Origin of the sequence: Streptomyces sp. NPDC005878, from assembly GCF_040629815.1 — a bacterium.
GTDB lineage: Bacteria > Actinomycetota > Actinomycetes > Streptomycetales > Streptomycetaceae > Streptomyces.
Map to the genome: position 1 here is coordinate 219,889 of NZ_JBEXWK010000004.1, position 25,896 is coordinate 245,784.

Sequence of the window (25,896 nt, forward strand, 5' to 3'; positions counted from 1 at the left end):
TACCCGCCCGGCTCCCGCCTGCCCGAAAGGCACTCCGGAGGAGCCGGAAAAAAAACCGGAAGCCCGCCCGGAAACCGCCGGGCCGGCGCGCGTCGTGGCGTCACATTCCGCTGGGCAATTCGCGCGCCGAGGAACAGCGCGGGGACCGGCCCGGGGAACAACCCCAGGAACAAAGGGAGCACCGAACCGTTGACCGCCCACCCCGCCGGCTCCGTGACACCGCACGGGAGAGACCGATGACGACCGAGACCGCCGAGCAGACCCGCCCCGCGTCCGCACCGGCGCCGGCCACCGGACCCGAGATGGGCGTGGGCCCCTGGCTCCGCCTGCACATGCGTCACTTCCGTCGGCACATCGCCGTCCATCTGGCCGGAAGCCTGCTCTGGCAGACCCTCACCGCGGCCCTCCCCCTTGTCATCGGGCTGGCCTTCGACGCCGTACTGAAGACGAACGGCCAGGACCCGGACCTCGGGGCCCTGCACGTCGTGTGCGCCGTGCTGCTCGGGCTGGTCCTCGTGCGGGGCGTCTGCGGCATCGCCTCCACCTACGCCCTGGAGGCCTTCGCCAGCGGCCTGGAACGCGACGCGCGGGCGGGGGTGTTCGCCAGCATGCTCCGCAAGAAGCAGGGCTTCTTCAACCGGCACCGCACCGGCGACCTGTCCACCCGCGCCACCGGCGACGCCGAGGCCCTCGGGCTCATGGTGTCGCCGGGATTCGACATGACGCTGGACATGGCGCTCAACACCCTCATCCCGCTGGTCTTCATCGCGGCCGTCGACTGGCGGCTCCTGCTCTTCCCCGGCATCTTCGTCGTCCTGTTCGTCGTCGCCCTCATGGACCACGGGCGCCGGCTGGAACCTGTCTCCGACCTCGCCCGCGAGGAGTTCGGCGCGATGTCCGCGCAGGCCGCCGAGAGCATCACCGGGATCGAGGCGGTCGAGGCGACCGACGGAGCCGCACGCGAGCAGGACCGGTTCCGCACGGCCGCCGCCGCCTACCGGGACGCGGCCGTGCGCCAGGCACACGTCCAGGCCCTGTCGTTCCCCCCGCTGCTGCTGGCCGTGGCCACCGCCGGCACCCTGCTGCACGCCGTCCTCCTGCTGCGCGACGGCTCACTCAGCGTCGGCCAACTGGTCGCGGTCCTGGGCCTGATGAGCAGTCTGCGGGCCCCGACCCAGCTCGCCTCCTTCAGCATCGGGCTCATCTTCTTCGGCTTCTCCGGAGCACAGCGCATCCTGGAGATCATCAACGACCGGGCGGGAGAGGACGAGGAGGGCGGCCGGCACACGGCGGTCATCAGCGGCGAAGTCGTCTTCGACCACGTCACCTTCGCCTACGGCGACGGCAAGCCCGTGCTGCACGACATCTCCTTCCGCGCCGCCCCCGGCACCACCGTCGCGGTCGTCGGCGCCACCGGCAGCGGCAAGTCCACGCTCCTGCACCTGCTCAACCGCACCTATGTGCCCAACGAGGGACAGGTCCTGGTCGACGGTGTGCCCACCACCGCCTGGGACCCGCAGGCGCTGCGCGGCCAGGTCGCGGTGGTCGAGCAGGACGTGGTCCTGTTCTCCCGCACCATCGCCGAGAACCTCGCCTTCGGCGCGGCGCCCGGCACCGGCCGGGCGAAGCTGGAGGAGGCGGCCCGCACCGCCCAGGCACACGACTTCGTCATGGCGAGCGAGCACGGTTACGACACGGTGCTGGGCGAGCGCGGCATCACCCTCTCCGGCGGCCAGCGCCAACGCCTGGCCATCGCGCGCGCGTTGGTGACCGATCCGCGCATCCTCGCCGTGGACGACGCGACCAGCGCCGTCGACAGCGTGACCGAGCACGAACTGCAGCTCGCGATGCGGCGCGCCGCCACGGGCCGCACCACCTTCCTCGTCACCCCCCGGCTCTCCCGCATCCGCGCCGCCGACCACATCGTCGTCCTCGACGCCGGCCGGGTCGTCGGCCAGGGCACCCACGAACACCTGCTGCGCACCTGCGCGCTGTACCGCACCATCTTCGCGCCGTACACGGCCCACGACGCGAAGGGAACCACCACCGCCCCGGTCCCGGCCGGAGCAGAGGAAGGAACCGGCTGATGGCACTCCTGGAAGGCATCGAGGCGGGTGCCGAGGACACCTACGACCGCCACTACGGCGACCGACAGCTGCTGCGCCGCATCACCCCCTACTTCCGGGGCCGCGGCGGCGCGGTGGCCTTCGTCACCGCGGCCGTGGTGGTGGCCGCGGCCGCGGGCAGCGCCGTACCGGTCCTGCTGGCCCGTACCGTCGACTCGGCCCTCGACGACGACACCCGCTCCGCGATGGCGCTGCTGGCCGCGGCCGTGCTCCTGGCCGGCGCGGCCGCCTGGCTGTTCACCGTCCTCCAGCAGCGCCTCACCGGCACGCTGGTCGGCGACGCGGTGCTGAAACTGCGGGAGGACGTCTTCGCCGCGGCCATGCGCCAGGACCTCGCGTTCTACGACACCCACCCCACCGGCCTGGTGGTCAGCCGTGTCACCAACGACACCCAGACGTTCGGGGCGCTGCTCTCCCTGGTCCTCTCCCTCATCGGCCAGGTCCTGGTGGTCCTGCTGATCCTGACGGCCCTGTTCGTGATCAATGTGCCGCTGGCCCTGCTCACCACCGTGGTCGCCGCCCTGATCGTCGCGGTCAGCCTCGCCTTCAGGACACGCGCGCGCACCGCCTCCACCCGCCAGCAGCAGGCTCTCGCCGAGGTCAGCGGCTTCGTCCAGGAGACCTTGCGCGGGATCACCGTGGCCCGCAACCACCGCGGCGAGGCTGCGGCCGAAGCGGGGCTGCGGACGGTCAACGACCGCTGGTACCGGGCGAGTGTGCGCCTCAACCGCCTCTTCAGCGGCATCTTCCCGCTGCTCATCTCCCTGACGGGCCTCGGCACCGCGGCGGTCGTGCTGGTCGGCGGCCACAACGTCGCCTCCGGCGACCTCTCGGCCGGTGAATGGGTCCTCTTCCTGGAGGCCCTGGCCCTCTTCTGGTCACCGGTCGCCGCCATCGCCTCCTTCTGGCAGCAGCTCCAGCAGGGCCTCTCGGCCGGAGAGCGGATCTTCGCGCTGATCGACCGGGAACCGGCCGTCCACCAGAGCGCCCACCTGCCCCCGCCCCGTCTGCGCGGCGCGCTCGAACTGCGCGGCGTCAGCTTCCGCTACACGCCCGAGCACCCTGTGCTGCACGGCGTCAACCTGAGCGTGGCGGCCGGGGAGACCGTCGCGCTGGTCGGTCACACGGGGGCGGGCAAGTCCAGCCTGGTGCGTCTGCTGACCCGCTCGTACGACTTCCAGGAGGGCAGCCTCCTCGCCGACGGCCAGGACGTGCGCACCTTCGACCTGGCGCGGTACCGGCGGTGCCTCGGCGTGGTCACCCAGACACCCTTCCTCTTCTCCGGCACCGTCGCGGAGAACATCGCGCTGGGCCGACCGGGCGCCGACCGCGCGGAGATCGAGGCCGCAGCCCGCGCGGTGGCCTCCGGCGCCTGGCTGCGGCAACTGCCCGACGGCCTGGACACACCCACCGACGAGGGCGGGCGCAACCTGTCGACCGGCCAGCGGCAGATCGTGGCGCTGGCCCGCGTCTTCCTCCAGGACGCCCCGATCTTCATCCTCGACGAGGCCACCGCCAGCGTCGACCCGCTCACCGAGGCCCAGATCCAGGAAGGGCTCGACGCGCTCTCGGCGGGACGCACCACGATCGTCGTGGCGCACCGGCTCCCCACCGTCCGCAAGGCCGACCGCATCGTCGTCGTCGACGGCGGGCGGCTGGTCGAGCAGGGCGACCACGCGACGCTCATGCGGCGAAACGGCGCCTACAGCCGCCTCTACCGGCAGTACTTCCACCACCAGCACCCCGACCACGACCCGGCCGACGAACCGTACGGCGACGAACGGGCTCCGGTCGGCGCGGGGACGCACACAGCGGAGGCCAGCGATGCCGTCGACCACTGATCCCACGGAATCCCCCGCCACGCCGTGGGAGCTCGTCGAGCGCGCCGCGCGCCTCTCCCCCGCGGCCACCGCCGTACGCCAGGGGACGCGGACGCTCACCTTCGGCGAACTCGCCGACCGCGTCCGGACCGCCGCCCACCGGCTGCGCACACGCCTGCCGGCCGACGGCGAGGGAACCGTGGGCCTGCTCTTCGAGAACACCCTGGAGGGCACCGTGGCCTTCCTGGGCGCGCTGCGCGCGGGCGTCCCCCTCACGCCGCTCGAACCCGACAGCACCGAGTCCGGCCTCCTCGGCGTCCACCGGGACCTCGGGCCCCTCCACCTCATCGGCCACCAAGCCAGGTTCCGCACGCTCGCAGGTGCCGCGTCACCGGACCGGTGGCAGGGCGGGGTCCTCGTCGACGTGCGTGAACTGACCGCCCCGGCCGACGCGACGGCCCGTCCGGCATCGCTGCCCGCGCCGCCGCCCGACGCCCCCGCGCTCTACCAGTACACCTCCGGCTCCACCGGCGAGCCGAGGGCCGCCGTGCACTCCCAGCGCGACCTGGTCAGCGGCGGCGCCGTCTACGCCCACACCTACGCCGTCACCCCCGCCGACCGCCTGCTCGCGGCCGTGCCCCTGCTGCACTCCTTCGGCATGGTCGCCGCGCTCACCACCGCGCTGCACGCCCGCGCCGAGCTCGTCCTGCTCGGCCGGTTCACCCCCGCAGAGATGGTGCGGACCATGCACGGGCGCGCCTGCACCATCGTGGTGGGGACCCCGCTGGCGTACGACCTGGCGGCCCGTTCCGCGGCCTCCTGGCGCGAGACGTCCCGCCCGGGCGAGACCGTACGGCTGTGTCTGTCCTCCGGGGCGGCCCTGCCCCCGGAGGTGGCGGACCGCTTCACCGAGCACTGCGGCCCGGCCGTCCAGCAGGTCTACGGCAGCACCGAGGCAGGTGTCATCGCCGCCCAGGTCCCCCAGCCGGACGGCAGGGCCGACGCCGGTGTGGGAAAGCCGGTGCGGGGGGTGCGGATCCGCCTCGTGGACGAGGCGGACCGGCCCGTCCCCCCGGGCGGCACGGGCGCGCTGCTGGTGCGCACCCCCGCGATGTTCACCCGCTATCTGGGTCACCCGGGCGCTTCCGAGCGGACCTTCCGCGACGGCTGGTACGTCACCGGCGACCTGGCGCGGCTCGACGGAGAGGGCCGGCTGCACCTGGTGGGCCGCAAGGACTCCTTCGTGAACGTCGGCGGCAAGAAGGTCAATCCCTTGGAGGTCGAAGCGGTCCTGCTGGCCCACCCGGGCGTCGCCGAGGCCGTGGTCTGGGGCGAGCCCGTGGAGGGGCAGGCCAGCGAACGCGTACGGGCCGCCGTCGTACCGCGCTCCCCGCTCAGCACCGCCGCGATCACCGCGCACTGCCGGGACCGGCTCCTTGCCCACCAGGTGCCCGCGACGATCGCCTGTGTGGCATCCCTGCCCAAAACCTCGCTGGGGAAGATCCGGCGCGCGGCCGTGGCCGCGACCGCCCCCGCGCCGCACCGGGACGAGCACGCCTGACCCCGCCCGACCCGCCGACGCGTTTCGGCCGTACGCGCGCCCACGGCACCGGAGGTGTTTACTTGAAGTCTCACATTGTTTTATCGTCACACCCGAGGCCGCCACCCCGTGCCTCGCCGTCCCTCAGGGAGAACCCCATGCCGGTACGCCGCCTCAACCACGCGGTGCTCTACGTACGCGACGTCGCGCGGGCCGTCGAGTTCTACACGAACGTCTTCGGCTTCCACCTCGACGTCGACATCCCGGGCCGCGCCGCGTTCCTCAGCGCCGAGGGCACCCTCAACGACCACGACCTGGGCCTGTTCTCCGTCGGCCCGGACGCGCCCGGGCCCGAACAGGGCCGTGTCGGCCTCTACCACCTGGCCTGGGAGGTGGGCACACTCGGCGAGCTCGTCGAGATCGCCGACAAGCTCGACAAGCGCGGCGCCATGGTCGGCGCCACCGACCACCTGGTGTCGAAGTCCCTCTACGCCAAGGACCCCGACGGCAACGAGTTCGAGATCATGTGGCGCGTACCGCGTGAGGACTGGCCGGACGCGTCCGAGAAGGCCCGCCTGGGCGCGCTCGACCTCGAAGAGTCGCTCAGGCGCTGGGGCCCGGACCTCAGGACGGGTGCGGCGGCCGGCTCCGCGACCTGACGGGACATGCCCTGCCCGAGTTCAGAGAGAGCAGAGCCACCCGATCAGGACGGTGATCACCGTCCCCGCCGTCATCACGGCCCCCAGCACGGCGAACAGCCGGTCGACGGCCGTCGAGTCCCAGCCCTCGATCTCGAACCGGGCGGGCGTCCGCGGATCGTAGCGAACCGTGACGTTCGCGCCCACCCGGAAACGGTTCTCGACGCGCCCCCGACCGAACCGGGCGGAGTGCTCGCAGGCGCGCCCGTCCTCGGTCGTCCAGGCGGCGACCGGGTGGTAGAACTTGCCGCTGTCCTCGGTGCGCGCGAGCTCGTGGCGGACGATCCGGCCCTTGGCGGTGACACCGCGCAGACGCAGCACCTTGGCGCGGCGGAGCCCGTATACGCCGAGGCTGAGGAAACACACGCCGAGCGCCAGCGGGATGAGGGCGGCGAACCATTCGCGTTGCATATGTGACGTGACGCCTGAGCTGGGGTTTTGGTTGCAGGGAAGCACGGGGGGATGAGGGAACGCTCACGCCTCCGCCGTGGTTTCCCCTCTCCTGACCCGACGGCGCAGGACCGGAGGAGCGAGGGGTCCCGTCATGGACGCGCTGTCGCGACGAGACGACCCAACGCGGCGCGCGCGGGCGGCCCCCAGGTGGGTTTGCCTCCGGGGCGGCCCCGTACGCCGGCCTCGCCGATGAGACCGCAGCCGAGCGCCTTCAACACCGCCCAGCCACGCGCGCGGCGCCGCGTGGCCGCGTCCGCGGCCGGCTGATAGGCCTCGTAGAAGCGGTCGAGGGAGCCGTCCGGCAGCAGTATCCACGCCCGGCGAGATCGCAGGCGGGGTCTCCCGCGAAGAGGTCGCCGAAGTCGATGACACCGCAGAACGTGCCGTGCTCGGTGAGGACGTTGGCCGGGTGCAGATCGCCGTGAAGCCAGAGCGCCGGCCCCGTCCACTCGGGTGCCGCGACGGCGTCGTCCCAGACGGCCTGGACGGCGTCCGGGTCGGGGACCAGCCCCAACTCGGTGGCCGAGGCCAGCGCATGGGCGAACCCCTCGGCCTGCCCGGTCAGCGGCCCGCCACGGTCACGACCGACCGGTGCCCCGTCGGGGGCAGGGCGGTGAAGCGCCGTCAGAAACCCGGCCAGGGCGTCCGCCGCCCCCGCGTGTGTGGCGGGGGCGCGGTCCGCCGGTGTTCCCGGCACCCAGGTGGTGACGATCCACGGCCGCGGGAACCGGTCGGTCGGCTCGCCGAGGTACTGCGGCACGGGGACCGGCAGAGGAAGGTGCGGGGCGAGTGCGGGCAGCCAGGCGTGCTCCTTGCGCAGCAACTCGTCCGCGGACCGCGTGGCCCAGGGCAGACGGACGGCGAGGTCGTCGCCGACCCGCCACAGCTGGTTGTCCCAACCGCGCGCGCCGAGCCGGACGGGGCGACCGGCCAGGTCGGGGTGCTGATCGCGCAGCAGATCCCGGACCAGCTCCGCGGTGACGTCGATCGGGGGATGACTCATGCGGCGCCACGATAGCCGGAGGCCCAGGCACCGTTCCCCGTGCCTGATCCCGGTGCCCGATCCCGTGCCCCACCGGGCGAGGACGACATGCCCGATGGGCACGGGCCGGCGGCTGGGTGTGCCGCCGGCCCGAGGGGTCAGCCCCTGTTGTGGCCGGGCGGTGTGGTCAGCCGGAAACGGGCCACGCCGTCACCGGGCTCGGCGGCGGTGGTGTCGTACCGCTCGAATCCGGCTTTCTCCAGGACGCGGACGGAGGCGGGGTTGGACAGTTCCACCCCGGCGACCACGGTGTGGACGCCGGGTGCGGTGAGGGCGAACGCGGCGAGCGCCCGGGTGGCCTCGGTGGCGTAGCCCCGGCCCTGCCGGGAAGCGACGACGCCGTACCCGATTTCGAGGATTCCCTCGGCGGGCGGCCAGAACAGGCCGAGCGAGCCGACGACGAGGCCGCTGTCCCGTTCGGCGATCAACCGGTGGCCGTACACACCGAGCCAGGCCGGGTTGTCGTCGAAGAGGGCCGCGATGACGCGGTCGCCGTCGGCGGGGAAGTCCTCGGCCCAGTCGGCCGGACGGGCGGTCCCGCTCAGAACGGCCGCGGCCTCGGCCGTGGTCCAGCTGCGCAGCACCAGCCGGTCGGTGGTGAGCTCGTCGAGGTCATGGGAGGTGGCGAAATGCACGGGTGTCTCCTGGTGGGTCATGGTGGACGACCCGTCCCGCGGAGCGTCAGCGGGCGGACCGGAAAAGGGCATGCCGAGAAAGGCCGTTGACGGCCATATTCATCAACCCCCCGAGTCCGGCTCCGCGTTCGTGCGCCATCCGCGCCGACGCGACCGTAACAGACGTTCGCCGGGGGCGCCCCGGCCGTGCGGATGCAGGCCGTCTCCTCCACGGGGTCGTTTCGCCCCGAGGACCCGAGGAGGTGTCTGGGCCTTAGGCCGTGGGCTGCCCCCGGTCAGGCGCCCGTGACGGCCGGTACGGGATCCGGACCGGGGGCGGAGTTGATGATCTGGGTGAGCAGGTCGAGGCCGGGACGGTCCACGGACCGGGCGTTGGCGTTGAGAATGACGACTGCCGCACGCTGTTCGGGAGCTATGGCCAGCAAGCTGCGGTAGCCCCCCGTGCCGCCGGTGTGGAAGAGGACCCGGTGCCGGCCGCGGGGCAGGTTGGCCGAGATCCAGCCGGGGTGGACGGCGGTTCTGGCATTGACGCGGTGGGCGGTCGCGTGGGTGAGAGCGATGGCTTCGGCGAGTTCTCCGGGTGCGGCGCCCATCTGGGCGCGGGCCAGCGTGAGCAGGTCCGGCACGGTCGAGTGCAGGCCGCCGGCGCCGGCGAGGGCGGCCAGGTGCCAGGGCGGGCGGGGGCGTCCGGTGCGGGAGTGGCCGGCGGCCAGTCGTGCGGTGCGCCCGGGGTCGAGGACCACGTGCGTGTCGGCCATGCCGAGGGGCCGGCAGATCTCGGCCTGGATGAGCGCGTCGTAGTCGGTGCCGGTGTGGCGCGCCAGGACGAACCCGAGCAGTCCGGCCCCCATGTTGGAGTAGCGGAAGCGGGTACCGGGCACCGACCGCAGACGGGTGCGCCGCAGCCCGTCCAGCAGGAGCTCGCCCGTGCAGCCGACGTAGGGATCCGACCGGAACAGGCCTCGCGGCAGCAGGCCCTTGGGCAACCGGGGCAGGCCCGAAGTGTGGCAGGCCAGATGGACCAGCCTGATGGTCTCACCGCCGCGTTGCGGAGCCGTGATGTCACGGGGCAGCAGCTCGCGAAGCGGCTGGTCCAGCTCCACGGCGCCCCGCACGGCGAGCCGGGCAAGGGCCAGAGCGGTGAACGTCTTGGTGACGGAACCGATTTCGAAGAGCGTGCCGGGGTCCGCGCCGTGCACCGCGGACTGCCCGCCCCGGACGGCACCCACCACGACGGCACCCCGCTGCCTGGCGCCGAGCCGCTCCGCCGTACGCCGTGTCAGATCATCGAGGAGCGACGGCACGCGCGTCACGCCTCGGTCCGGCCGAAGAGGCGTCGGCCGCCGTACTTCTTGTGGACGGCCTGCTTCGAGACTCCCAGCGCCTCGGCGATCTGCGTCCACGTCGTTCCCGCCACCCGCGCCCGGTGGACGAGAACCTCCTCCTGCCCTTCCAGGCGGCGGCGCAGCGCGGCCGCCTCGCGCAGGGCTGCGACGGGATCGGCGTTCTCGGTGATCGACGAAATATCCACTCCGGTCATGAGTCAACTTTAGTTGACTTCTCTTCGAGTCGTCAACCTAGGTTGACCGCGCTGGTGAGGGGCCCGGAGTTGGCGCAATCGAAGGCCGGTTACGGATCACCCGGCCCCTGCCGACCCTCGGCCGCCGGTCCGGCCCAGGAACAGCCGCGGGAAACAGTCGCGGGAACCGCACGGCACGTTCAGTGTGGAGGTATGAGCGAAAGTCTGGACCTGCGCAGGGCGGGCCCGGCGAACGCGGCGCGCCGGGTGCTGCTGGTGCCGGGCGGGATGTGCACCGCGGAGTTCTTCGCGGACGTGATGGCCCAGCCGGTGATGGCCGAGGCGGGGCTGGGCATGGTGGCGGCCACCTTGCCGGGGTTCGGCCGGACCACACCGCCCGCCGACCTGTCGATGGAGCATTACGCACGCCTGATGGGCGAGCTGGCGGCCGCCGAGGGCTGCCAGGTGGTCGTCGGGCACAGTCTGGGCGCCAATGTCGCGATCGAGATGGCCGCGCTCGGTGTCGTCCCGGGCCCCCTGGTCCTCCTGTCGCCGACGTTCTCCCGGGCGGACGAGGCCAAGTTCCTCGGTGTCCTGGACCAGGTGGGACGGGTGCCCGCTCTGGGCCCGCTGGCTTGGACGGCCATGCTCAAGGCGGTGCCCCCGATGATGAAGAAGGAAATGCTGAAGGGAGGCATCCCGGAGGACCGCGCGGAGAAACTGGCGGCGGACCTGGGCAACAACGATCCGGTGTTCTGCCGCCGCGTCACCCGGCACTACTACGAATACCTTGACCGCCACCCCTCCCTGGTGGCCCGTCTGCACGCGTCCGGTACGCGCTCCTGGGTGGTACGCGGCGACCGCGACGACATCGGCCTCAGGGACGAGGAGCGCCGCCAACTGGAGGCGAGCCCGGAGATCACGATGGTGACGGTCCCGGACGCGGGTCACGCCCTCCTGGTGGAACAGCCGGCAAGAGTGGCCGAAGTGATCGTCGGGGCGACGGAGACCGTCCAGATCTGACCTTCGCCCTCACAAGCCGCCGGCCGGGAGCCGTGGGCCGCCTCGCTGCCGGTGAACGCGCCTCTCACCCGCCGTACGCCCGACGGTGGCGCGAGCGCCTGCCCCACAGGATCCCCTCGGGCTCGGGCGGCGGAACCGTCCCCGGCTTCAGCGGCAACGCGAGGACCATGCCCGTCACGAAGCCGACCACGTGCGCGAGATACGCCACGGACCCCGCGTCGGAGACACCTCCTCCGTAGGAGTAGAGGGCCTGAAGCGCGAACCAGAACCCCAGCACCGTCCACGCGGGCAGCCGGAGCGGCAGGAAGACCAGAAACGGGACGAGCACCCAGACCCTGGCGGTGGGGTAGAGGACCAGATAGGCGCCCAGTACGCCCGCGATCGCCCCCGACGCGCCGATCAACGGGGCGGACGAGGACGCGTTGACGAGCGCGAATCCGTAGGCCGCCGCGTACCCGCACACGAGGTAGAACAGCGCGTACCGGACGTGCCCCAGCCGGTCCTCGATGTTGTTCCCGAAGATCCACAGGAACAGCATGTTGCCGAGCAGATGCAGCCAGCTTCCGTGCAGGAACATCGCCGTCAGCACCGACAGCGCCGGCTCCTTGGTGTAATCCGCGGGGCCGACCACACACCCGGGGCCCGCCGGACCCACCCCGGTCTGCCCCGTGGCCACCAACGCGGGCAGGCGACCGTGGACCAGTTCCCGCGGTACGGCCGCCCAGTGATCCAGGAACGCCTGCAAGTGGCACAGCTGGGACAGGCTGTCACCCCCGGCCAGCGAGCCGGCCATACCGGGCGTCCGCAGGAACACCACGAGGTTCGCCGCCACCAGCGCGTACGTCACCCAGGGAGTACGCCGGACCGGGTTGATGTCATGAACCGGTATCACCACCTGACCGGCCTCCTCTCCGCCGACGGAACCCAGGTACCCCCGCTGTCCACCGTCACGCGGCACCCGATTTCCCGCGCCGCCGCGACCCCGGGCCGGCCTGGCCGGAAGCCCCGCTCCCGCCGGCGGCCGAGGGTGTCGAGCGGTACTCCCCCGGGTACCCGTGACGCGCCCGGACAGCCCCGGCACGGTCGGAGCAGAGCGGTACGGCTGTCACCGCGCGCGGGACGGCCGAACGGCCTCGCTCCGGCCGCGCACCGCACCGAAGGGAACGACCCGATGACCACCCGCGCACCGCGCTCGCGTCAGGCACACAGCAAAGGCACAGGCTCCGACCTGCTCGCCATCTACCTCAACGACCATCTGCTCGGTGCCACCGTCGGCGTCGAGCGGGCGCACTACCTCGCCGAGCAATGCACGGACCCGGAGGTCACGAAGAGCCTCGGGCCCATCGCGAAGGAGATCGCCGAGGACCGCAGGAGTCTGGTGGACATCATGCGGCGGCTCGACATCCCCATCCGCCGCTACAAGGTCTACGCGGGGCGGCTGGCCGAACGGGTGGGACGGCTGAAGAGCAACGGTAGCCTGGTGCGCCGTTCGCCCCTCACCACCATGGTGGAACTGGAGTTCCTCCGGCTGGGAGTCGAGGGCAAGGCCGCCTGCTGGCAGACCCTGCGGGAGCTGACCGACACCGAGGAGCGTCTCGACGCCCAGCACCTCGACGTCCTGGCCGACCGTGCCGTACGCCAGCTGACCAATCTGGAAGAGCTGCGCCGCCGCCAGGCCAGGAAGGTCTTCGCCGACAAGTGAACACGTGACGCCCGAAGGTGAGGGGGAAGGGCGGAGCAACGGGCGGTCTCCGGCCGGGGCCGACGGGGTGTGACCCAGATCCCACGGTTTTCCTCCATCCACCGGCAACCCCGGGGCCCGCGGCGGCAACTGAGGGGGCGACAGAGCAGTACTCCGCTCCACCTCCGCACAAGGATCACCACCCGATGACCCCTTCCTCGCACCGCCGCCGCCTCCCCGCCCGCCGCCGTGTCGCCCTGCTCGGCACCGGACTCGTCACCGCGGCGGGCCTCGGCTTCCTGCCGTTCGCCATGCGCGCCGACGCGGGAGCCGTCGACCTCGCACACGCCGGTCTGGCCGCCAAGGACGGCTGGGCGTCGAGCGGCTCCGGCACCACCGGCGGACAGGCCGCCGACAAGGCCCACGACATCACCGTCACCACCCGGGCCGAACTGGTCAAGGCGCTCCGCGCGGGCCCGTCCGGCGCCCCGAGGATCATCCGGGTGAAGGGCCGCATCAACGCCAACACCGACGACCAGGGCCGCCCGTTGACCTGCGCCGACTACGCCAAGGGCACGGGCTATTCGCTCGCCGCCTACCTCAAGGCCTACGACCCCTCGGTCTGGGGACGGTCCAAGCAGCCGTCCGGCGCCCAGGAGTCCGCCCGCGCGGCGGCGCAGGCGCGGCAGGCGGAGCGGGTCGGCATCGCCGTGCCGTCGAACACCACCATCATCGGCGTGCCCGGCACCGACGCGGGCATCAACGGCGGCAGCCTGCTGGTCCAGAAGGTGGACAACGTCATCATCCGCAACCTGACCTTCGCCGACACCCGCGACTGCTTCCCCCAGTGGGACCCCAAGGACGGCTCGGAGGGCAACTGGAACTCCAACTACGACGCCGTCACCCTGCGGGGGGCGACGCACGTGTGGGCCGACCACAACTCGTTCACCGACAGCCCGCACTTCGACGCGTCGAACCCGCGCTACTACGGCCGCGAGTACCAGGTCCACGACGGAGCCCTCGACATCACCAACGCCTCGGACCTGGTGACCGTCTCGTACAACCGCTTCACCGACCACGACAAGACGATGCTCATCGGCAGCAGCGACAAGGACACGAAGCTGCGCGTCACCCTGCACCACAACGTCTTCCAGGGCATCGTGCAGCGGGCGCCGCTGGCCCGGGTCGGCCAGGTCCACCTCTACAACAACCACTTCGACACCACCGCGCGCAACGGCTACGCGCACAGCTACAGCGTGAACGCGCGCGCGGGCGTCCAGATCGTGGGGCAGAACAACTTCTGGACCCTGGCCTCGGGCCGCAAGACCTCCCAGCTCCTGTCGGGCGACGGGACGGGCGCGTTCGCCGGCAGCGGCAACATGGTCAACGGGGCGGTCACCGACCTCGTCGCCGTCCACAACGCCGCCAACAGCAAGAAGATCAAGGCCACGGTGGCGTGGAAGCCCGCGCTGTCCGCGGGACTGGAGTCGTCCGCGGCGAACCTGCCCGCTTCCCTTGCCGCCCGCGCGGGTTCGGGTGTCCTGAAGTGATCCGCCGCCCCGGTGCTTGGGTGGGTCGACGCCGCCCGGACACCGGGGCGGGCCGGGGAAGAGAGAGCGGCCCCTGTATGACATGGAAAGAGCTGACCGAATGCTTGGTATGCTCACCGGCCCCGTCACCAACGACGGGCACGAACACCGGCGCTGGCTCGGGCCGGACACGGGCACACCCCACGGAGACTCCGCCATGGCTCTTGATGACGCGTCCGCGGAGTTCCATGACTTCTTCGAGCGTCACCACGCGGAGCTGGCCCGTCTCGCCCGTCTGTTGACCGGTGAAGCGGACACCGCCGACGACCTGGCCGCCGACGCCTTCGTCGCGCTCTGGCACCGCTGGGACCGCGTCCGGGGCGCCGACCACCCGGTGGCGTACGCGCGGGGCGTGGTCACCAACATGGCCCGCGCCCGCATCCGCGCCCTCACCCGCGAACGGCGCCGCGTCCACCTCTTCTGGGCGGCCCTCCCCGGCCGCGCGCAGCACCCCGACGTGGATGCCGTCGTGGACGTGCGCCGCGCGCTGGCGCGGCTGCCGTTCCGCAAGCGTGCCTGCGTCGTGCTGCGCCACGCCCTGGACCTGTCGGAGAAGGACACCGCCCTCGCCCTCGGGACGTCCGTCGGTACGGTGAAGAGCCAGACCTCCAAGGGTATGGCCGAGCTGCAGCGCATCCTCGGGGCGCAGGCCGCCGAGGAACTGAGCGGAACGAGGAACTGATGGAGGACCTGAAGCGCCGGCTGCGGGAAGCGGCGGCCGCTCACGAGCCCGACCGGGAGGGCATGCTGTCCCGTGTCCACCAGGGCATCTCCCACAGTCCCCGTCCCCGCCGCCGGGCGGCCGTGCCGCTGTCCTGGCCCCGTGTCACCCTCGCCACCCTCGCCTCGACCGCGGCGCTCGTGGCGGGCGGATTCGCGATCGCCGCCACCGTCCACGGCGGCGGCTCCGGGCAGGAGGTGGCCACGGTCCCGGCGGCGCCCTCGCACCCGTCCGCGACGGACCGGACCCCCGGCCCCGCGCACCCGTCCGCGACGGACCGTGCCCCGGACCCCTCGCACCCGTCCGCGACGGACCGGGCCCCCGACCCCTCCCCCCCGGCCGGCGCCCCTCCCCGTTCGCAGGACGGGCCGCTGCGGTCCGAGGGTGCCGTCGACCCGCACGCCAACGCCTACTGGGCGCAGAGCAACCTCACCTTCCATACCGGTGTGGCCCTGCGCGCGCTGACGGTGGAGGTCCGCATCGCCCAGACCGGCGGTGTGGCCTCCACCGGCGCGTGGCGGACCCTGCCCACGGACGACTTCACCCTGACCACCGTCGACAAGGGTGGCGCCCTCACCTACCGGTGGACCCTCAAGCCGGGCCGGACCGTCCCGCCCGGCCAGCACGTCTTCGCCGTGCAGTACAACCACGCCCAGGGCCCGCGAGCGGCGACGGCCGATGTCTACACCGCCTCGGCCACGACGGCCGAGGGGCAGCGGTACACCGTCACGGGCCGGTTCCGCGCGGCCCCCCGCGCAGCGGCGGGCTGACACCGCGCCGCACCACCGCGTGCCCGCGCGACACGGAGGGGCCCGAGAAGCCGGAGAAGCCGGGGAGCCCGGCAGTCGCGCGAGGGCGCGTCTGCCGGGCTCCTTCCTTCTCTTCCTGGCGGTCTACGGAGTCCAGTCCCCCAGCCAGTCCGAGACCTGCTGGTCCGCGGCCTGGGCGTCGGTCAGGTGGGGCCGGTCGGCGCTCTTGGGACCGGCGCCGGGACCGGTGTTCATGTATTCGGCGAAGCGGTCCTCCTTCCAGGAGAAACCGCCCATGTCGCTCCAGGGAGCGCGCTTGATCGCGGCGCTGAGGGTGGAGTTGCGGACGGTGGCCTGGGGGTCGACGGTCTTGTCGCCGCCGGGGTGCCAGTTCCGGCCGAGGGAGAAGGAGGCGGCGGCCACGTCACCGTTGACCGTGGTGCGGTTGATGAGGATGCCGTGGCGGCCCGCCGGGGTGCTCGGGGCGGTGATGTACCCGGCCGAACTGCCGTTCCAGCGCTTCTTGAGGGTGATGACCGACTGGTCGACCACGGCGGTGGAACGGCCGAAGATGAAGTCGACGTTGCCGACGATGTAGGAGCGGGTGATGTACACGCGGCCGGGCTTGTCCTTCGCCGCGGTCTCCATCTCCAGGGTGTCCTGGTCACCGGTGACGATGAGGCCGTTCAGCACGATCCGGTCCCCGGTCGTGAGCAGGGCGACGGCCTGGTGGTCCTTGAGGGACTGGTGCGAGGCCTCGTCGAAGTCGTTGGAGACGGTCAGGTTGCGCATCTGGGAGTCGTCCGAGCGGATGGCGACGGTGGCGCTGCCCGGAGTGCCGTAGGTGCCCGACCCGTCCGGCTTCCGCATACCGGCCGCGTTGCCGTACACGATCACCGTGTCCTTGCGGCTCGTGCCCGAGCCCTGGATGGTGACGTGCGGCTTGTTCGCCGGCACGTCGACCGTCTCGCGGTACGTACCCGGCTTGACCGAGATGACGACGCGGGAGGAGTTGCCGACGGGCACGGCGTCCACCGCGGCCTGGACCGTTTTGTACTGGCCCGTGTTGTCCTTGGCGACGGTGAGCGTCTTGGTGGCGTTGGCGGTGGTGTTGGCGGCAGCGGCGTTGGCGGCGGCCGCCTTGCCCCAGGAACTGCGCGGTCCGGCCCCGGACTTCACAAGCGCGGGCACGTCGACGGCCGCGTCCGGGGTGTAGCGGTAGTACGTCTTCGGGTCGAAGGCCGCACCGCCGCCGCTCTCGTTGCGCCCGCTCGTGCCCGAGAAGAGGTTGCCGCGCTGGACGAGGGCGGCGCCGGAGTCCCTGGTCACCGGGTTGTTCATGCCCTGGAAGTAGGAGTTCTCCAGCACCATCCGCGTCTTGCCGCGGGCGTAGTTGCCGTAGGCGGACTTGATGGCCGTGCCGGGGACGTCCTCCAGGAAGTTGTTGTAGAGGTGCGCGTGGGCGGCGTTGTCCGTCGAGGGGTTGCGCTGCTCGGTCTCGCGGATCCAGTTGTGGTGGATCGTGATGTCGGTGACGACGTTCGGGGTCCACCCGATCCCGAAGGCCTTGTTGGCGTTGCTGAGCCGGTTCCAGGACACCGTCACGTAGGTGCTGTCCTTGCGGACGTCGATCAGACCGTCGGCGGTGTGCCGCAGGTCGTTGTGGTCGATCCACACATGGTGGGCGCCGTCCATCTGGACGGCGTCGAAGTCGTGCGCCTTGTCGTTCCAGACACCCTGGTAGGAGTCCCTGATCGTCAGGTTGCGGATGATGACGTTGTGCACGCCCTGGCCGAGGAAGAAGCCACCGCCGACGATGTGCCCCAGCGACCCGGAGCCGATGATCGTCTTGTGCGAGGCGACCTTGATCTCCTTGCCGACGGGGGCCATGTTGATCGTGCCGGCGACGACGATGACGTACGGGTCCGGGGCGGTGGCGTACTTCTCCAGATCGGCGAGCGTCTTGACGGTGACGGTCTTGCCGTCGCGGCCGCCGTAGGTGCCGTTCTGACCGAGTGCGTTGACGGAGGCGAACCCGTCGGCGGCGGCGGTGGCCCACGTGGGAGCCTCCGCGGCCGCGGCCTTCTCCTCGTCGCCCAGTCCCAGTCCGAACACGGATCCGTACGCCAGCACGCCGGAGGCGGCCAGTGCCAGGGGCACGCCGATGGCCAGGGCCTTGTGCGGTCTGCGATGACGGGACGCGCGGCGGGTCGAACTCATATGCGGTTTCCGTTCCTTGAAGAGGGAGGATCGGTTTCTGGTTGCCGCCGGAGTTCGTATGGTTGCCGCGCTTCCCGAAAAAACCTCGCCATTACTCAGCGCGCCGTGGCCGCCCGCTGGCGCACATATCCGACCGCGGCCAGCGCGAGGGCGAGACCGCCGGTGAAGTACACCTGCACCCGCGTTCCGGAGTCGACGGCCATGAGGACCAGCACGCCCACCACCGCGGCGAGGGCCACCCAGGTCAGATACGGGAATCCCCACATGCGGACCGCGAGCCTCTCGGGGGCCTCGCGCTCCAGGCGGCGGCGCAGCACCAGTTGGGACACCGCGATGAAGCCCCACACGATCAGGACGACGCCGCCGACCATGTTGAGCAGCCAGGCGAAGACCGTGGTGGGCCACCAGTACGACAGGAGTACGGCGAAGAAGCCGAACGCGCACGACGCGAGGACGGCGTGGCGCGGGACCCGGCCGGAGAGCCTGCCCAGGAAGGCGGGGCCCTGGCCGCGCGCGACCAGCGAGTAGGCCATGCGTGAGGAGCCGTAGATGTTGGCGTTCATCGCGGACAGCAGCGCGACGAGGATGACCGCCTCCATGATGCGCGCGCCGCCGGGAACGCCGAGCCGGTCCAGGACGGCCGCGTACGGGCCGGACCCGGTGACCGCCGGGTCGTGCCACGGGATCAGGGTGACGATCGCCAGCATGGAGCCCACGTAGACGATGGCGATCCGCCACATGGTCGTCCTCACGGCCCTGGCCACGCCGCGCACCGGGTCGTCGGACTCGGCGGCCGCGATGGTCACCGTCTCCAGGCCGCCGTAGGCGACGACCGAGGCGAGCAGTCCGACGAGCAGTCCACTGACGCCGGTGGGCAGGAATCCGCCGTCGTGCAGGAGGTGGGCCGTGCCGGGGGAATCGGTGCCGGGCAGCAGGCCCAGGACCGCCAGCGCGCACAGGACGAGGAAGAGCGCGATGGCACCGATCTTGAGGGCGGCGAACCAGAACTCGAACTCGCCGAAGTTCGACACGGCACCCAGGTTGGCGCCGCAGAACAGCGCCATGAAGACCAGCACCCACAGCCAGGACGGGGTGCCGGGGAACCAGCCCTGCATGATGTGGGCGGCGCCGATCGCCTCGATCCCGACGCCCACGACGAGCAGGGTCCAGAACATCCATCCGGCCGTGAACCCGGCCCACGGGCCGATCGCGCGGTCGGCGTGTACGGAGAACGACCCGGAGGCCGGATCGGCCGCGGACATCTCGCCGAGCATGCGCATCACGCACATGACCAGCACGCCCGACAGCGCGTAGGCCAGCACGATCGACGGCCCGGCAGCGGCGATCCCGGCGCCCGAGCCCACGAAGAGCCCGGCCCCGATGACACCGCCGAGGGCGATCATCGAAAGGTGCCGCTGCTTGAGCCCGTTCGCGAGCGGTGTGTCCTGCTGGTGCCCTTCCTGGTGCGGGGACGGGGAGGTGAGGGTCCGGCTCATCACGGTAAGGCCTGTCCAATTGCTGAGATCGAGGTACGCCCGATTGTGAGACGACTACGCGATCTTCTGTCTGGTCTGTCCGTTATCCGGGAATGTTCCTCACCGAGCGTGACCGGGCCCGTACGCCCTTACGAGCCGCCGCACCCCGCACCAACCGGTCGGCTTGCTACCGCGGTGCCCGGAAGCCGCCGATCTCCCGCTCCAGCAGTTCGGCCAGCCGCAGCGGGGTGCGGTCCTCGAACATCGGGCCGACGAGCTGTACTCCGACGGGCAGCCCCTCGGGGGATCGGCCCGCCGGTACGGCGGTGGCGGGCAGGCCGGGCATGGTCGCCACAGCGGCCCAGACGAGCTGGTCCAGGTACGGGTAGTCGACGCCGTCGATGTCGAGCCGGCGTTCGAGCGAGTCGGGGGTGTGGTCGTGCGGGAACGCGGGGGTGGGCGTGATCGGGCACACCACCGCGTCGAACTCCGCGAAGAGCCGTCGCCAGCCGTGGCGGTGGAGTTCGCGACGGTTGTTCGCCTCCATCCAGTCGCGGTGACTGGACGCCATCGCGCGCAGCCGCGCCGCGTCCAGGCTCTGGTCCTCCGCCCCCAGCCCGGCGGCGCGGACGCGCAACTGCTCGTACACCTCGACGGGGAAGCGCGCGGCGGCGCCGGAGAACATCAACTGCGTGTAGACCATCGCGTTCTCGGCCAGGTCCGGCAGCAGCGGACTGTGCCGCTCGACGCGGGCGCCGGCCCCCGCCAGCGCGTCCGCCACCCGGTTCACGCCCGCCCGGACCGCGGACCCGGTGGGGATGAGCGGGTGCTCCTCCAGCACCAGCACCCGGAAGTCGCCTAGCCGCTCATGGCGGGCGGGCGGCAGGGCCACGTCGTACGCCACACCGAACGTCAGCGGGTCCGGGCCGGCCATGACGTCGAGCAGGAGCGCGAGGTCGCGGGCGGTGCGGGCCATGGGGCCGACGACGGCGAGGTCGTGGACGACCGGCAGGGCGGGAGCGGGCGGCGGGGTCATACCGCGGTCGGCCACCAGTCCGAGCGACGGCTTGTGCGCGTAGACGCCGCAGAAGTGCGCGGGGGTGCGCAGCGAACCGCCGATGTCGGAGCCGATGGACAGCGGGCCGAACCCGGCCGCGAGGGCCGCGGCGGATCCGCCGGAGGAGCCGCCCGCCGTACGGCCGCGGTCCCAGGGGTTGTTGGTGGTGCCGTAGATCTCGTTGAAGGACTGCACGTCCTGGAGCCCCACGGGCACGTTGGTCTTGCCGAGCACCACCGCACCCGCCGCCTTGAGCCGCGACACCTGTACCGCGTCCTCGTCCGGCAAAAAGTCCCGGTGGTGCGGCATGCCCCAGGTCGTGGGCAGCCCGGCGATGTTGTAGGACTCCTTGACCGTCACCGGGACGCCGAGCAGCGGGCGGTCCTCGCCGCGGGCCCGCGCCTGGTCGGCGGCGCGCGCGGCGGTCCGGGCACGGTCGAAGTCGGGTACGCATATCGCGTTGATGGTCTTGTCGTCCCGCTCGATGCGGGTGATCGCGTCGTCGGTCAGTTCCGCCGAGGTCACGTCACCGGCACGCAGGGCGGCGGTGAGTTCTTCGGCCGTCGCATAGGTCCACTCCATGCAATCGACCGTACCGGCCCCCCTGTGAGGGCATGAAATACCGGTTCGTACAACAGATTTGGGGTCCGGGTCGTGTGTCTCTCAGTGCACCGGGAAGCCGAACGAGTACCCCTGCCCCTTGAGCCGGGGGAGGATGCGGCGCAGGGCCTGGACCGTCTGGGTGCGGTCGCCGCCCGCGTCGTGGAAGAGGAGCGTGGGGCCGTTGTGCAGTTCCCGTTCGACGGTGGCGACGATGGCGTTCGTACCAGGACGCTCGAAGTCCTTGCTGTCCACGTTCCAGCCGAGCGGGCGCATGCCCCGGGACGCGGCGAGCTCGCGGCTGTAGGGGGTGAAGGCCCCACCGGGCGCCCGGTAGTACATCGGCCGGACGCCGCCGGACGCTTTGGTGATCATGCGTTCGGCGTCGAGGATCTGCTGCGACTGGTAGGCCTGCGACTTCTTGTCCATGCCGGTGTTGTGCGACACCGAGTGGTCGCAGAGGCGGTGCCCGGCCGCGACGACCTTCTTCACGAGGTCGGGATGGGCCTGCGCCTGGGTGCCCACCATGCAGAAGGTCGCCTTCACCCCGTACTCGCGCAGCACGTCGAGTACCTGCGGGGTCCAGCGGGGGTCGGGGCCGTCGTCGATGGTGATGTTGACGCCGCGCGCCCCCGCCTCCGAGGAGTGGGCGATGGTCGTCGCGACCCGCTTGGCCTCGCTCGTCGGCGTGGCGGAGGCGGACACCTTGGGGGACGGTTCGTCCGCTGGGCCGGCCTGGGCCGTCCACACCGAGGCGCCGGTGGCGAGCACCGTCACCCCGATCGCCGCCCCGATCATCTTGCCGTACCAAGCCCGCCCGCCGCCGTGCCGTGCCATGTCCGCCCCTTTACGCAGTCCTTCGCCTACCGCGGTCGCCTTGCGACCATCTGGCAGGACGAGGAACTGAGGTTAAGGGATGCGTCCGTTACGGATCACGGACATTTCCGGGATGGATCGCGGACAACTCCTCATGAACAGCGGTACACAACAAGCTAATTGACCTGAATTGTCAGGATTTGACCAGGTTCTTCCGGCAGCATCGGCGCCGCCCTCATCGCCGCGGCCGGGCCGGCTGCCGCTCCGGCGCGTTCGGGAATTCACCCCGGCGGGCCGTACCACAACCGGACGGGGGCCGCGCTCCCGCCAGTGAAGCCGGTCACCTCCGCGCCCCCCGGACGGCACCCCCCGGGCTTCGTTTCGCCGGGGAAACCGCGTAACCTCCTCGCATCCCGGGACCGCGGGCTCGGGGCGACCCACCCGGCGCCCGGGCGGCCGCCGTCCGGGACGGCCGGCAGATGATCCGTAGTGTCGGGAGCAGGTCCTGCGGCGTGCCATGCTCGTTGCATGAAGGACCACGAGGAGCTGGTGGTGGCGGGGGCGAGCGGCTTCGGCGCGGCGGGCGGCGACCCCGTCTTCGCGCTGCGCCGCTACGCGGTTCCCGGCGCACCGGCTGCCGGGGACGACGCGGCGCCCGCCGCGCGGTTCTCCGCCGTGCAGCAGGTGCTCGACGGCCTGCCCGGTTCGGCGATCTTCCTGCTGCCGGTGTACGGGGACGACGGAGAGGTCGCCGACTTCCGGATCATGGCGGCGGCGCCCGAATCGATCGACATCGGAGCTCGCCGCGGCAAGGAACTGGTCGGGCTGAGCGTCCTGGAGACCTACCCGAGCGTGGCCGGTACCGACCTGTGGCTGGGGTACCTCCAAGCCCTGCGGAGCGGCGTCCGCTACGAGGGCGACCCCTTCGAGTACGAAGAGGTCCTCGCCGGCATACCGCGCCTGTCCCGCTTCTCCGTCCGGGCGGCTGCCTGCCAGGACGGCCTGATCGTCTCCTGGGTCCGTCTCGACAGCGGGGAGCGCGAGCAGCGCCGCCTCACGGTGATGCAGCGGCTGGGCCGGATGGGCTGGGCGGACTGGGACCTCTCCCAGAACGTGATCACCTGGTCCGACGAGGTCTACGCCATGTTCGGCCGGGACCGGCCCACGGAGCCCATGACGCTGGAGGACCTGGCCGCCCAGATCGTCGCCGAGGACCGTCCGGCCCTGGCCAGGACCGTGCGGCTGCTGACGCGCAAGGGCCGGCCCGCCGACCACACCTTCCGGATCACCACGCCCGGCGGGGAGACCCGGCACGTCCGGATCGTCGCGGAGGCCGAGCTGGACGTGGAGGAGAACCCCGTGGAGGTCCACGGGTTCTTCCAGGACCGCACCCCCGAGAAGCGGACCCAGCAGCAGCTCCTGGAGCACCAGCAGGCCGCCCTGGCCCAGCAGAGCCTCCTGACCGCCGAGCGCGACCTCGCGGGGCGCCTCCAGCACGCCCTGCTGCCCCTGCCACAGCAGTCCCTGCGCCTGGCGGGGCTCACGGTGGAGGTGGCGTACCAGCCCCTCCAGGAAGGGCTGAACGTCGGAGGCGACTGGTACAGCGCCATCGAGCTGCCCGACGGGAGCGCCCTGCTGGTCATCGGTGACGTCGCCGGCCACGGGCTGGACGCGGTCGCCACCATGGCGCAGCTGCGCTTCACCGCCAAGGGCATGGCGATCACCGGTATGCCCCTGGCGGCGATCCTCACCCGGCTCAACACCCTGCTGCTGCACACGTCCGAGCGGAACTTCGGCACGGCCACCATGATCATGGCCCACTTCGATCCCGCGCTGTCGCAGCTGACCTGGGTACAGGCCGGCCATCTGCCGCCCCTGCTGCTGCGCGAGGGGCGGGCGAGCTATCTGCCCGCCCCCCACGGCATCCTCCTGGGCGCGACGGCAACGCCCCGTTACGAGGCGTCCACGCTGCGTCTGTTCCCCGGCGACCATCTGCTGCTGTACACCGACGGCCTGGTCGAGAAGCCGGGCGAGGACCTGGCCGAGGGGCTGGCCCGGCTGGTGCGCGCCGCGGCGGCCGGCAGCGGCAGCCCCCGCGTCCTGGACGGCATCCTGGACACCCTGGTCACTCCCGAGGGCCGCCGCGACGACATCTGCGCCCTGCACATCGCCTTGTGAGGGGCCCGGCTCACAGCGGGCCCGGCACGTGGACCGGTCAGATCCTGCGGGCGCCGTAGAAGCTGCCGAGGTAGCTCATCTTCTCGTAACGGACGAAGGCTCCGGGCTTGGGGGCGTGCAGCACCATGCCGTTGCCCGCGTAGATGCCGACGTGCAGGAGGTTGTTGAAGAAGACCAGGTCGCCGGGGGCGAGCTGGCTGAAGGCGACCGGGCTGCCGTCGTTGATCTGCGTGTACGTGACGCGCGATATGTGGACGTTCACCTGGGCGAAGGCCCACTGGGTCAGACCCGAGCAGTCGTAGGAGTCGGGGCCTTCGTGGCCGGACTGGTACGGCTTGCCGATCTGCGTCGCGGCGGCCTGGAGGGCGGCGTAACCGCGCCCGGAACCCGGCTTCTCCCGGCCCAGGTCCACGCGCGCGCCCGCGTCACGGCTGGCGCGGTTCTCGTCCTGCTGGATCCTGGCGCGCTCGGCGGTGGTCAGGGTGTTGAGGAGCTTCTGCGCCTCGGCGAGCTTGCCCTGGAAGGACTGCTTCTTCTCACTGGCTGTCCTGCGGACGTCCGCGAGGGCGGCGAGCTTGCGCGTGGCCTCCGCGCGCTTCTGCGCCAGGGCCCGCTGCTTGGACTGGATGGTCTGGAGGGCCTCGGCCTGCCTCCCGCCCAACTGGTCGATCGCGGAGGCCTTGTCGAGGTAGCTGTCCGGGTCGGCGGAGAGGAAGAGGGCGACGGAGGGGTCGATACCGCCGGTACGGTACTGGGCGCTGGCGAGCGAACCGATGCCGTTGCGCAGGACGTTGAGCTCGGCCTGGCCGCGGGCCACCTGGTCCTGGAGGGCCGTCACCTCCTTCTGGAGGGCGGTCTGCTTCTCGTTGGCCCCGTTGTACTCCTCGGTGGCCTTCTCCGCCTGGTGGTAGAGCTCGTCGACCTTCGACTTCACCTCGTCCTTGCTCGGCTTGGCCGGCGCGGCGTCGGCGGTCTGGGAGCTGAGCGCGACGGCCGCGGCGGCGGTCGCGGTGAGCACGCTGACGCGGGCGCGGCTCGGATTCCTGGGACGGCGGTGGGACCCCACGGTAGGCAGCTCCTTCTTCCTCAGAGCCGCCGAACTGCGCAGACATGGCGGCCGCTTCGCCGGCACCCCGATTGGGTGAACGATCGCGCGAAGGTTCGAGACATGACCCTAGTGACCGAGTTGTGATCTGTTCAAATCCTCGTGTGCAAAATCTGGATCACCGGGCACATTTTTCCCACATTTCACACACCTGCTACAGGACGGGGCGGGCCCGTCGCTCAAGGGCCGGGTGGACGAGGCGTGTTGAGAACCGCTTCCGGGAGTCCGTACCCGAACCGAGTTTTTGCCGAGACTTCCGGCCGGCGTCCGTAGGATGCGGCCAGATCTTCTCGATCGACGGACACTCGGACACTCAGACGGGGGAAAGCGTGTCGTTCGAACAGGAGTGGACGCAGCTGAAGAGCACCGCTGCGCAGAAGCAGGACGCCTCGCGGACGCGGCTCGACCACGTCCCCGACGACGAAGGCCGGGGAACCGGTTCGCCCCAGGGCGACCTCGTGGTGAGCCGGCACGACCTGGCGGCCGTCGGAGACGAGGCGTTCAAGCTCTACCAACGGCTCGACACCGACGGCGACCACGCCAAGCGGAGCACCACCGCCGCCGCGGCCGCGATGAAGGCCGACTTCGCGCTCGGAGCCGCTCTCGCCACCGTCGCCGAACACTGGAACAACCAGGTCGACAGCCTGCTCCAGGCCTGCGCCCACATCTCCAACCACCTCGACTACACCCAGAACGCGCACGCGGGCGACGAGTACCACATCGTCACCAGCCTCAGCGCGCTGGACCTCGACCGTGCCTTCGGGGAAGGGAAGCAGGGCTGATGGAACTGGACGCTCTCCGATTCGGGAACCTCACCCCCTCGGCACGGCCGTCTCCGACTGGACGGCG

At 71.6% G+C, this 25,896-nt stretch carries 21 protein-coding genes and 1 pseudogene; 11 read left to right on the forward strand and 11 right to left on the reverse strand.

The window, feature by feature from the left end:
* Window positions 1–236 precede the first annotated feature (236 nt).
* From ABZ404_RS09545 to ABZ404_RS09560, 4 genes are all read left to right on the forward strand, one after another.
* Complete coding sequence (locus ABZ404_RS09545; protein WP_358831587.1) at window positions 237–2,087, forward strand: ABC transporter ATP-binding protein; 1,851 nt, start codon at window positions 237–239, stop codon at window positions 2,085–2,087.
* Window positions 2,087–3,967, forward strand: coding sequence for an ABC transporter ATP-binding protein (locus ABZ404_RS09550; protein WP_358831586.1), 1,881 nt, complete (start codon window positions 2,087–2,089; stop codon window positions 3,965–3,967). Before ABZ404_RS09545 ends, ABZ404_RS09550 begins: the two co-directional genes overlap by 1 nt.
* On the forward strand, window positions 3,951–5,507 hold the full coding sequence (locus ABZ404_RS09555; protein ID WP_358831585.1) for a class I adenylate-forming enzyme family protein: 1,557 nt from the start codon (window positions 3,951–3,953) through the stop codon (window positions 5,505–5,507). Before ABZ404_RS09550 ends, ABZ404_RS09555 begins: the two co-directional genes overlap by 17 nt.
* A 137-nt stretch (window positions 5,508–5,644) precedes the next feature.
* Entirely contained in the window at window positions 5,645–6,145 is a 501-nt protein-coding gene (locus ABZ404_RS09560; RefSeq protein ID WP_358831584.1) for a VOC family protein, read from the forward strand.
* 21 nt (window positions 6,146–6,166) lie between these two features.
* On the opposite strand, the gene ABZ404_RS09565 is transcribed toward ABZ404_RS09560, so the two are convergent.
* The 5 genes and pseudogenes from ABZ404_RS09565 to ABZ404_RS09585 form a co-directional block, all read right to left on the reverse strand.
* Window positions 6,167–6,595 carry a DUF3592 domain-containing protein gene (locus tag ABZ404_RS09565; RefSeq protein ID WP_358831583.1) on the reverse strand — a complete coding sequence of 143 codons (429 nt, stop codon included), beginning with the start codon at window positions 6,593–6,595 and terminating at the stop codon, window positions 6,167–6,169.
* A gap of 131 nt (window positions 6,596–6,726) precedes the next feature.
* Window positions 6,727–7,640: pseudogene (locus tag ABZ404_RS09570) on the reverse strand (aminoglycoside phosphotransferase family protein).
* Between the two features lie 137 nt (window positions 7,641–7,777).
* The gene (locus ABZ404_RS09575) at window positions 7,778–8,335 is read right to left on the reverse strand and encodes a GNAT family N-acetyltransferase (RefSeq protein WP_358831582.1); all 558 of its coding nucleotides are present in this window, start codon (window positions 8,333–8,335) and stop codon (window positions 7,778–7,780) included.
* Between the two features lie 254 nt (window positions 8,336–8,589).
* Window positions 8,590–9,627: a serine hydrolase domain-containing protein gene (locus ABZ404_RS09580; RefSeq protein ID WP_358831581.1), complete on the reverse strand. Its 1,038-nt coding sequence runs from the start codon at window positions 9,625–9,627 to the stop codon at window positions 8,590–8,592.
* Window positions 9,624–9,854 carry a hypothetical protein gene (locus ABZ404_RS09585; RefSeq protein WP_358831580.1) on the reverse strand — a complete coding sequence of 77 codons (231 nt, stop codon included), beginning with the start codon at window positions 9,852–9,854 and terminating at the stop codon, window positions 9,624–9,626. The genes ABZ404_RS09580 and ABZ404_RS09585 overlap by 4 nt, the downstream gene beginning before the upstream one ends.
* Window positions 9,855–10,046: 192 nt before the next feature.
* Between ABZ404_RS09585 and ABZ404_RS09590 the strand changes: the two genes are divergently transcribed.
* On the forward strand, window positions 10,047–10,856 hold the full coding sequence (locus ABZ404_RS09590; RefSeq protein WP_358831579.1) for an alpha/beta hydrolase: 810 nt from the start codon (window positions 10,047–10,049) through the stop codon (window positions 10,854–10,856).
* 64 nt (window positions 10,857–10,920) lie between these two features.
* On the opposite strand, the gene ABZ404_RS09595 is transcribed toward ABZ404_RS09590, so the two are convergent.
* Window positions 10,921–11,751 (reverse strand): rhomboid family intramembrane serine protease, encoded by an 831-nt coding sequence (locus ABZ404_RS09595; RefSeq protein ID WP_358831578.1) that lies wholly within the window; start codon window positions 11,749–11,751, stop codon window positions 10,921–10,923.
* A 276-nt stretch (window positions 11,752–12,027) separates the two neighbouring features.
* Here ABZ404_RS09595 and ABZ404_RS09600 point away from each other — a divergent pair, with 276 nt between their 5' ends.
* From ABZ404_RS09600 to ABZ404_RS09615, 4 genes are all read left to right on the forward strand, one after another.
* On the forward strand, window positions 12,028–12,558 hold the full coding sequence (locus ABZ404_RS09600) for a hypothetical protein (protein ID WP_358831577.1): 531 nt from the start codon (window positions 12,028–12,030) through the stop codon (window positions 12,556–12,558).
* Window positions 12,559–12,743: 185 nt separating this feature from the next.
* The gene (locus tag ABZ404_RS09605; RefSeq protein WP_358831576.1) at window positions 12,744–14,087 is read left to right on the forward strand and encodes a polysaccharide lyase family 1 protein; all 1,344 of its coding nucleotides are present in this window, start codon (window positions 12,744–12,746) and stop codon (window positions 14,085–14,087) included.
* A gap of 196 nt (window positions 14,088–14,283) precedes the next feature.
* Window positions 14,284–14,808, forward strand: coding sequence for a SigE family RNA polymerase sigma factor (locus ABZ404_RS09610; RefSeq protein ID WP_358831575.1), 525 nt, complete (start codon window positions 14,284–14,286; stop codon window positions 14,806–14,808).
* A complete protein-coding gene (locus tag ABZ404_RS09615; RefSeq protein ID WP_358990314.1) occupies window positions 14,808–15,617 on the forward strand; it encodes a hypothetical protein in 810 nt (269 codons plus the stop codon). The genes ABZ404_RS09610 and ABZ404_RS09615 overlap by 1 nt, the downstream gene beginning before the upstream one ends.
* A gap of 123 nt (window positions 15,618–15,740) precedes the next feature.
* Here ABZ404_RS09615 and ABZ404_RS09620 read toward each other — a convergent pair whose 3' ends face one another.
* The 4 genes from ABZ404_RS09620 to ABZ404_RS09635 all read right to left on the reverse strand — a co-directional run bounded on the left by ABZ404_RS09620 (window position 15,741) and on the right by ABZ404_RS09635 (window position 21,785).
* Complete coding sequence (locus ABZ404_RS09620; protein ID WP_358831573.1) at window positions 15,741–17,816, reverse strand: pectinesterase family protein; 2,076 nt, start codon at window positions 17,814–17,816, stop codon at window positions 15,741–15,743.
* A gap of 95 nt (window positions 17,817–17,911) precedes the next feature.
* On the reverse strand, window positions 17,912–19,312 hold the full coding sequence (locus ABZ404_RS09625; RefSeq protein WP_358831572.1) for an amino acid permease: 1,401 nt from the start codon (window positions 19,310–19,312) through the stop codon (window positions 17,912–17,914).
* Between the two features lie 166 nt (window positions 19,313–19,478).
* Complete coding sequence (locus tag ABZ404_RS09630) at window positions 19,479–20,930, reverse strand: amidase (protein WP_358831571.1); 1,452 nt, start codon at window positions 20,928–20,930, stop codon at window positions 19,479–19,481.
* A gap of 81 nt (window positions 20,931–21,011) precedes the next feature.
* Window positions 21,012–21,785, reverse strand: a complete 774-nt coding sequence (locus ABZ404_RS09635) for a polysaccharide deacetylase family protein (RefSeq protein ID WP_358831570.1) — start codon at window positions 21,783–21,785, stop codon at window positions 21,012–21,014.
* Between the two features lie 507 nt (window positions 21,786–22,292).
* On the opposite strand from ABZ404_RS09635, the gene ABZ404_RS09640 reads away from it, so the two are divergent.
* A complete protein-coding gene (locus ABZ404_RS09640) occupies window positions 22,293–23,942 on the forward strand; it encodes a SpoIIE family protein phosphatase (protein ID WP_358831569.1) in 1,650 nt (549 codons plus the stop codon).
* A 37-nt stretch (window positions 23,943–23,979) separates the two neighbouring features.
* Here the strand turns inward: ABZ404_RS09640 and ABZ404_RS09645 are convergent, their stop codons facing one another.
* Window positions 23,980–25,008 carry an NlpC/P60 family protein gene (locus tag ABZ404_RS09645; protein ID WP_358831568.1) on the reverse strand — a complete coding sequence of 343 codons (1,029 nt, stop codon included), beginning with the start codon at window positions 25,006–25,008 and terminating at the stop codon, window positions 23,980–23,982.
* 368 nt (window positions 25,009–25,376) lie between these two features.
* Here ABZ404_RS09645 and ABZ404_RS09650 point away from each other — a divergent pair, with 368 nt between their 5' ends.
* The gene (locus ABZ404_RS09650) at window positions 25,377–25,829 is read left to right on the forward strand and encodes a hypothetical protein (protein ID WP_358831567.1); all 453 of its coding nucleotides are present in this window, start codon (window positions 25,377–25,379) and stop codon (window positions 25,827–25,829) included.
* The last annotated feature ends 67 nt before the right edge of the window (window positions 25,830–25,896 follow it).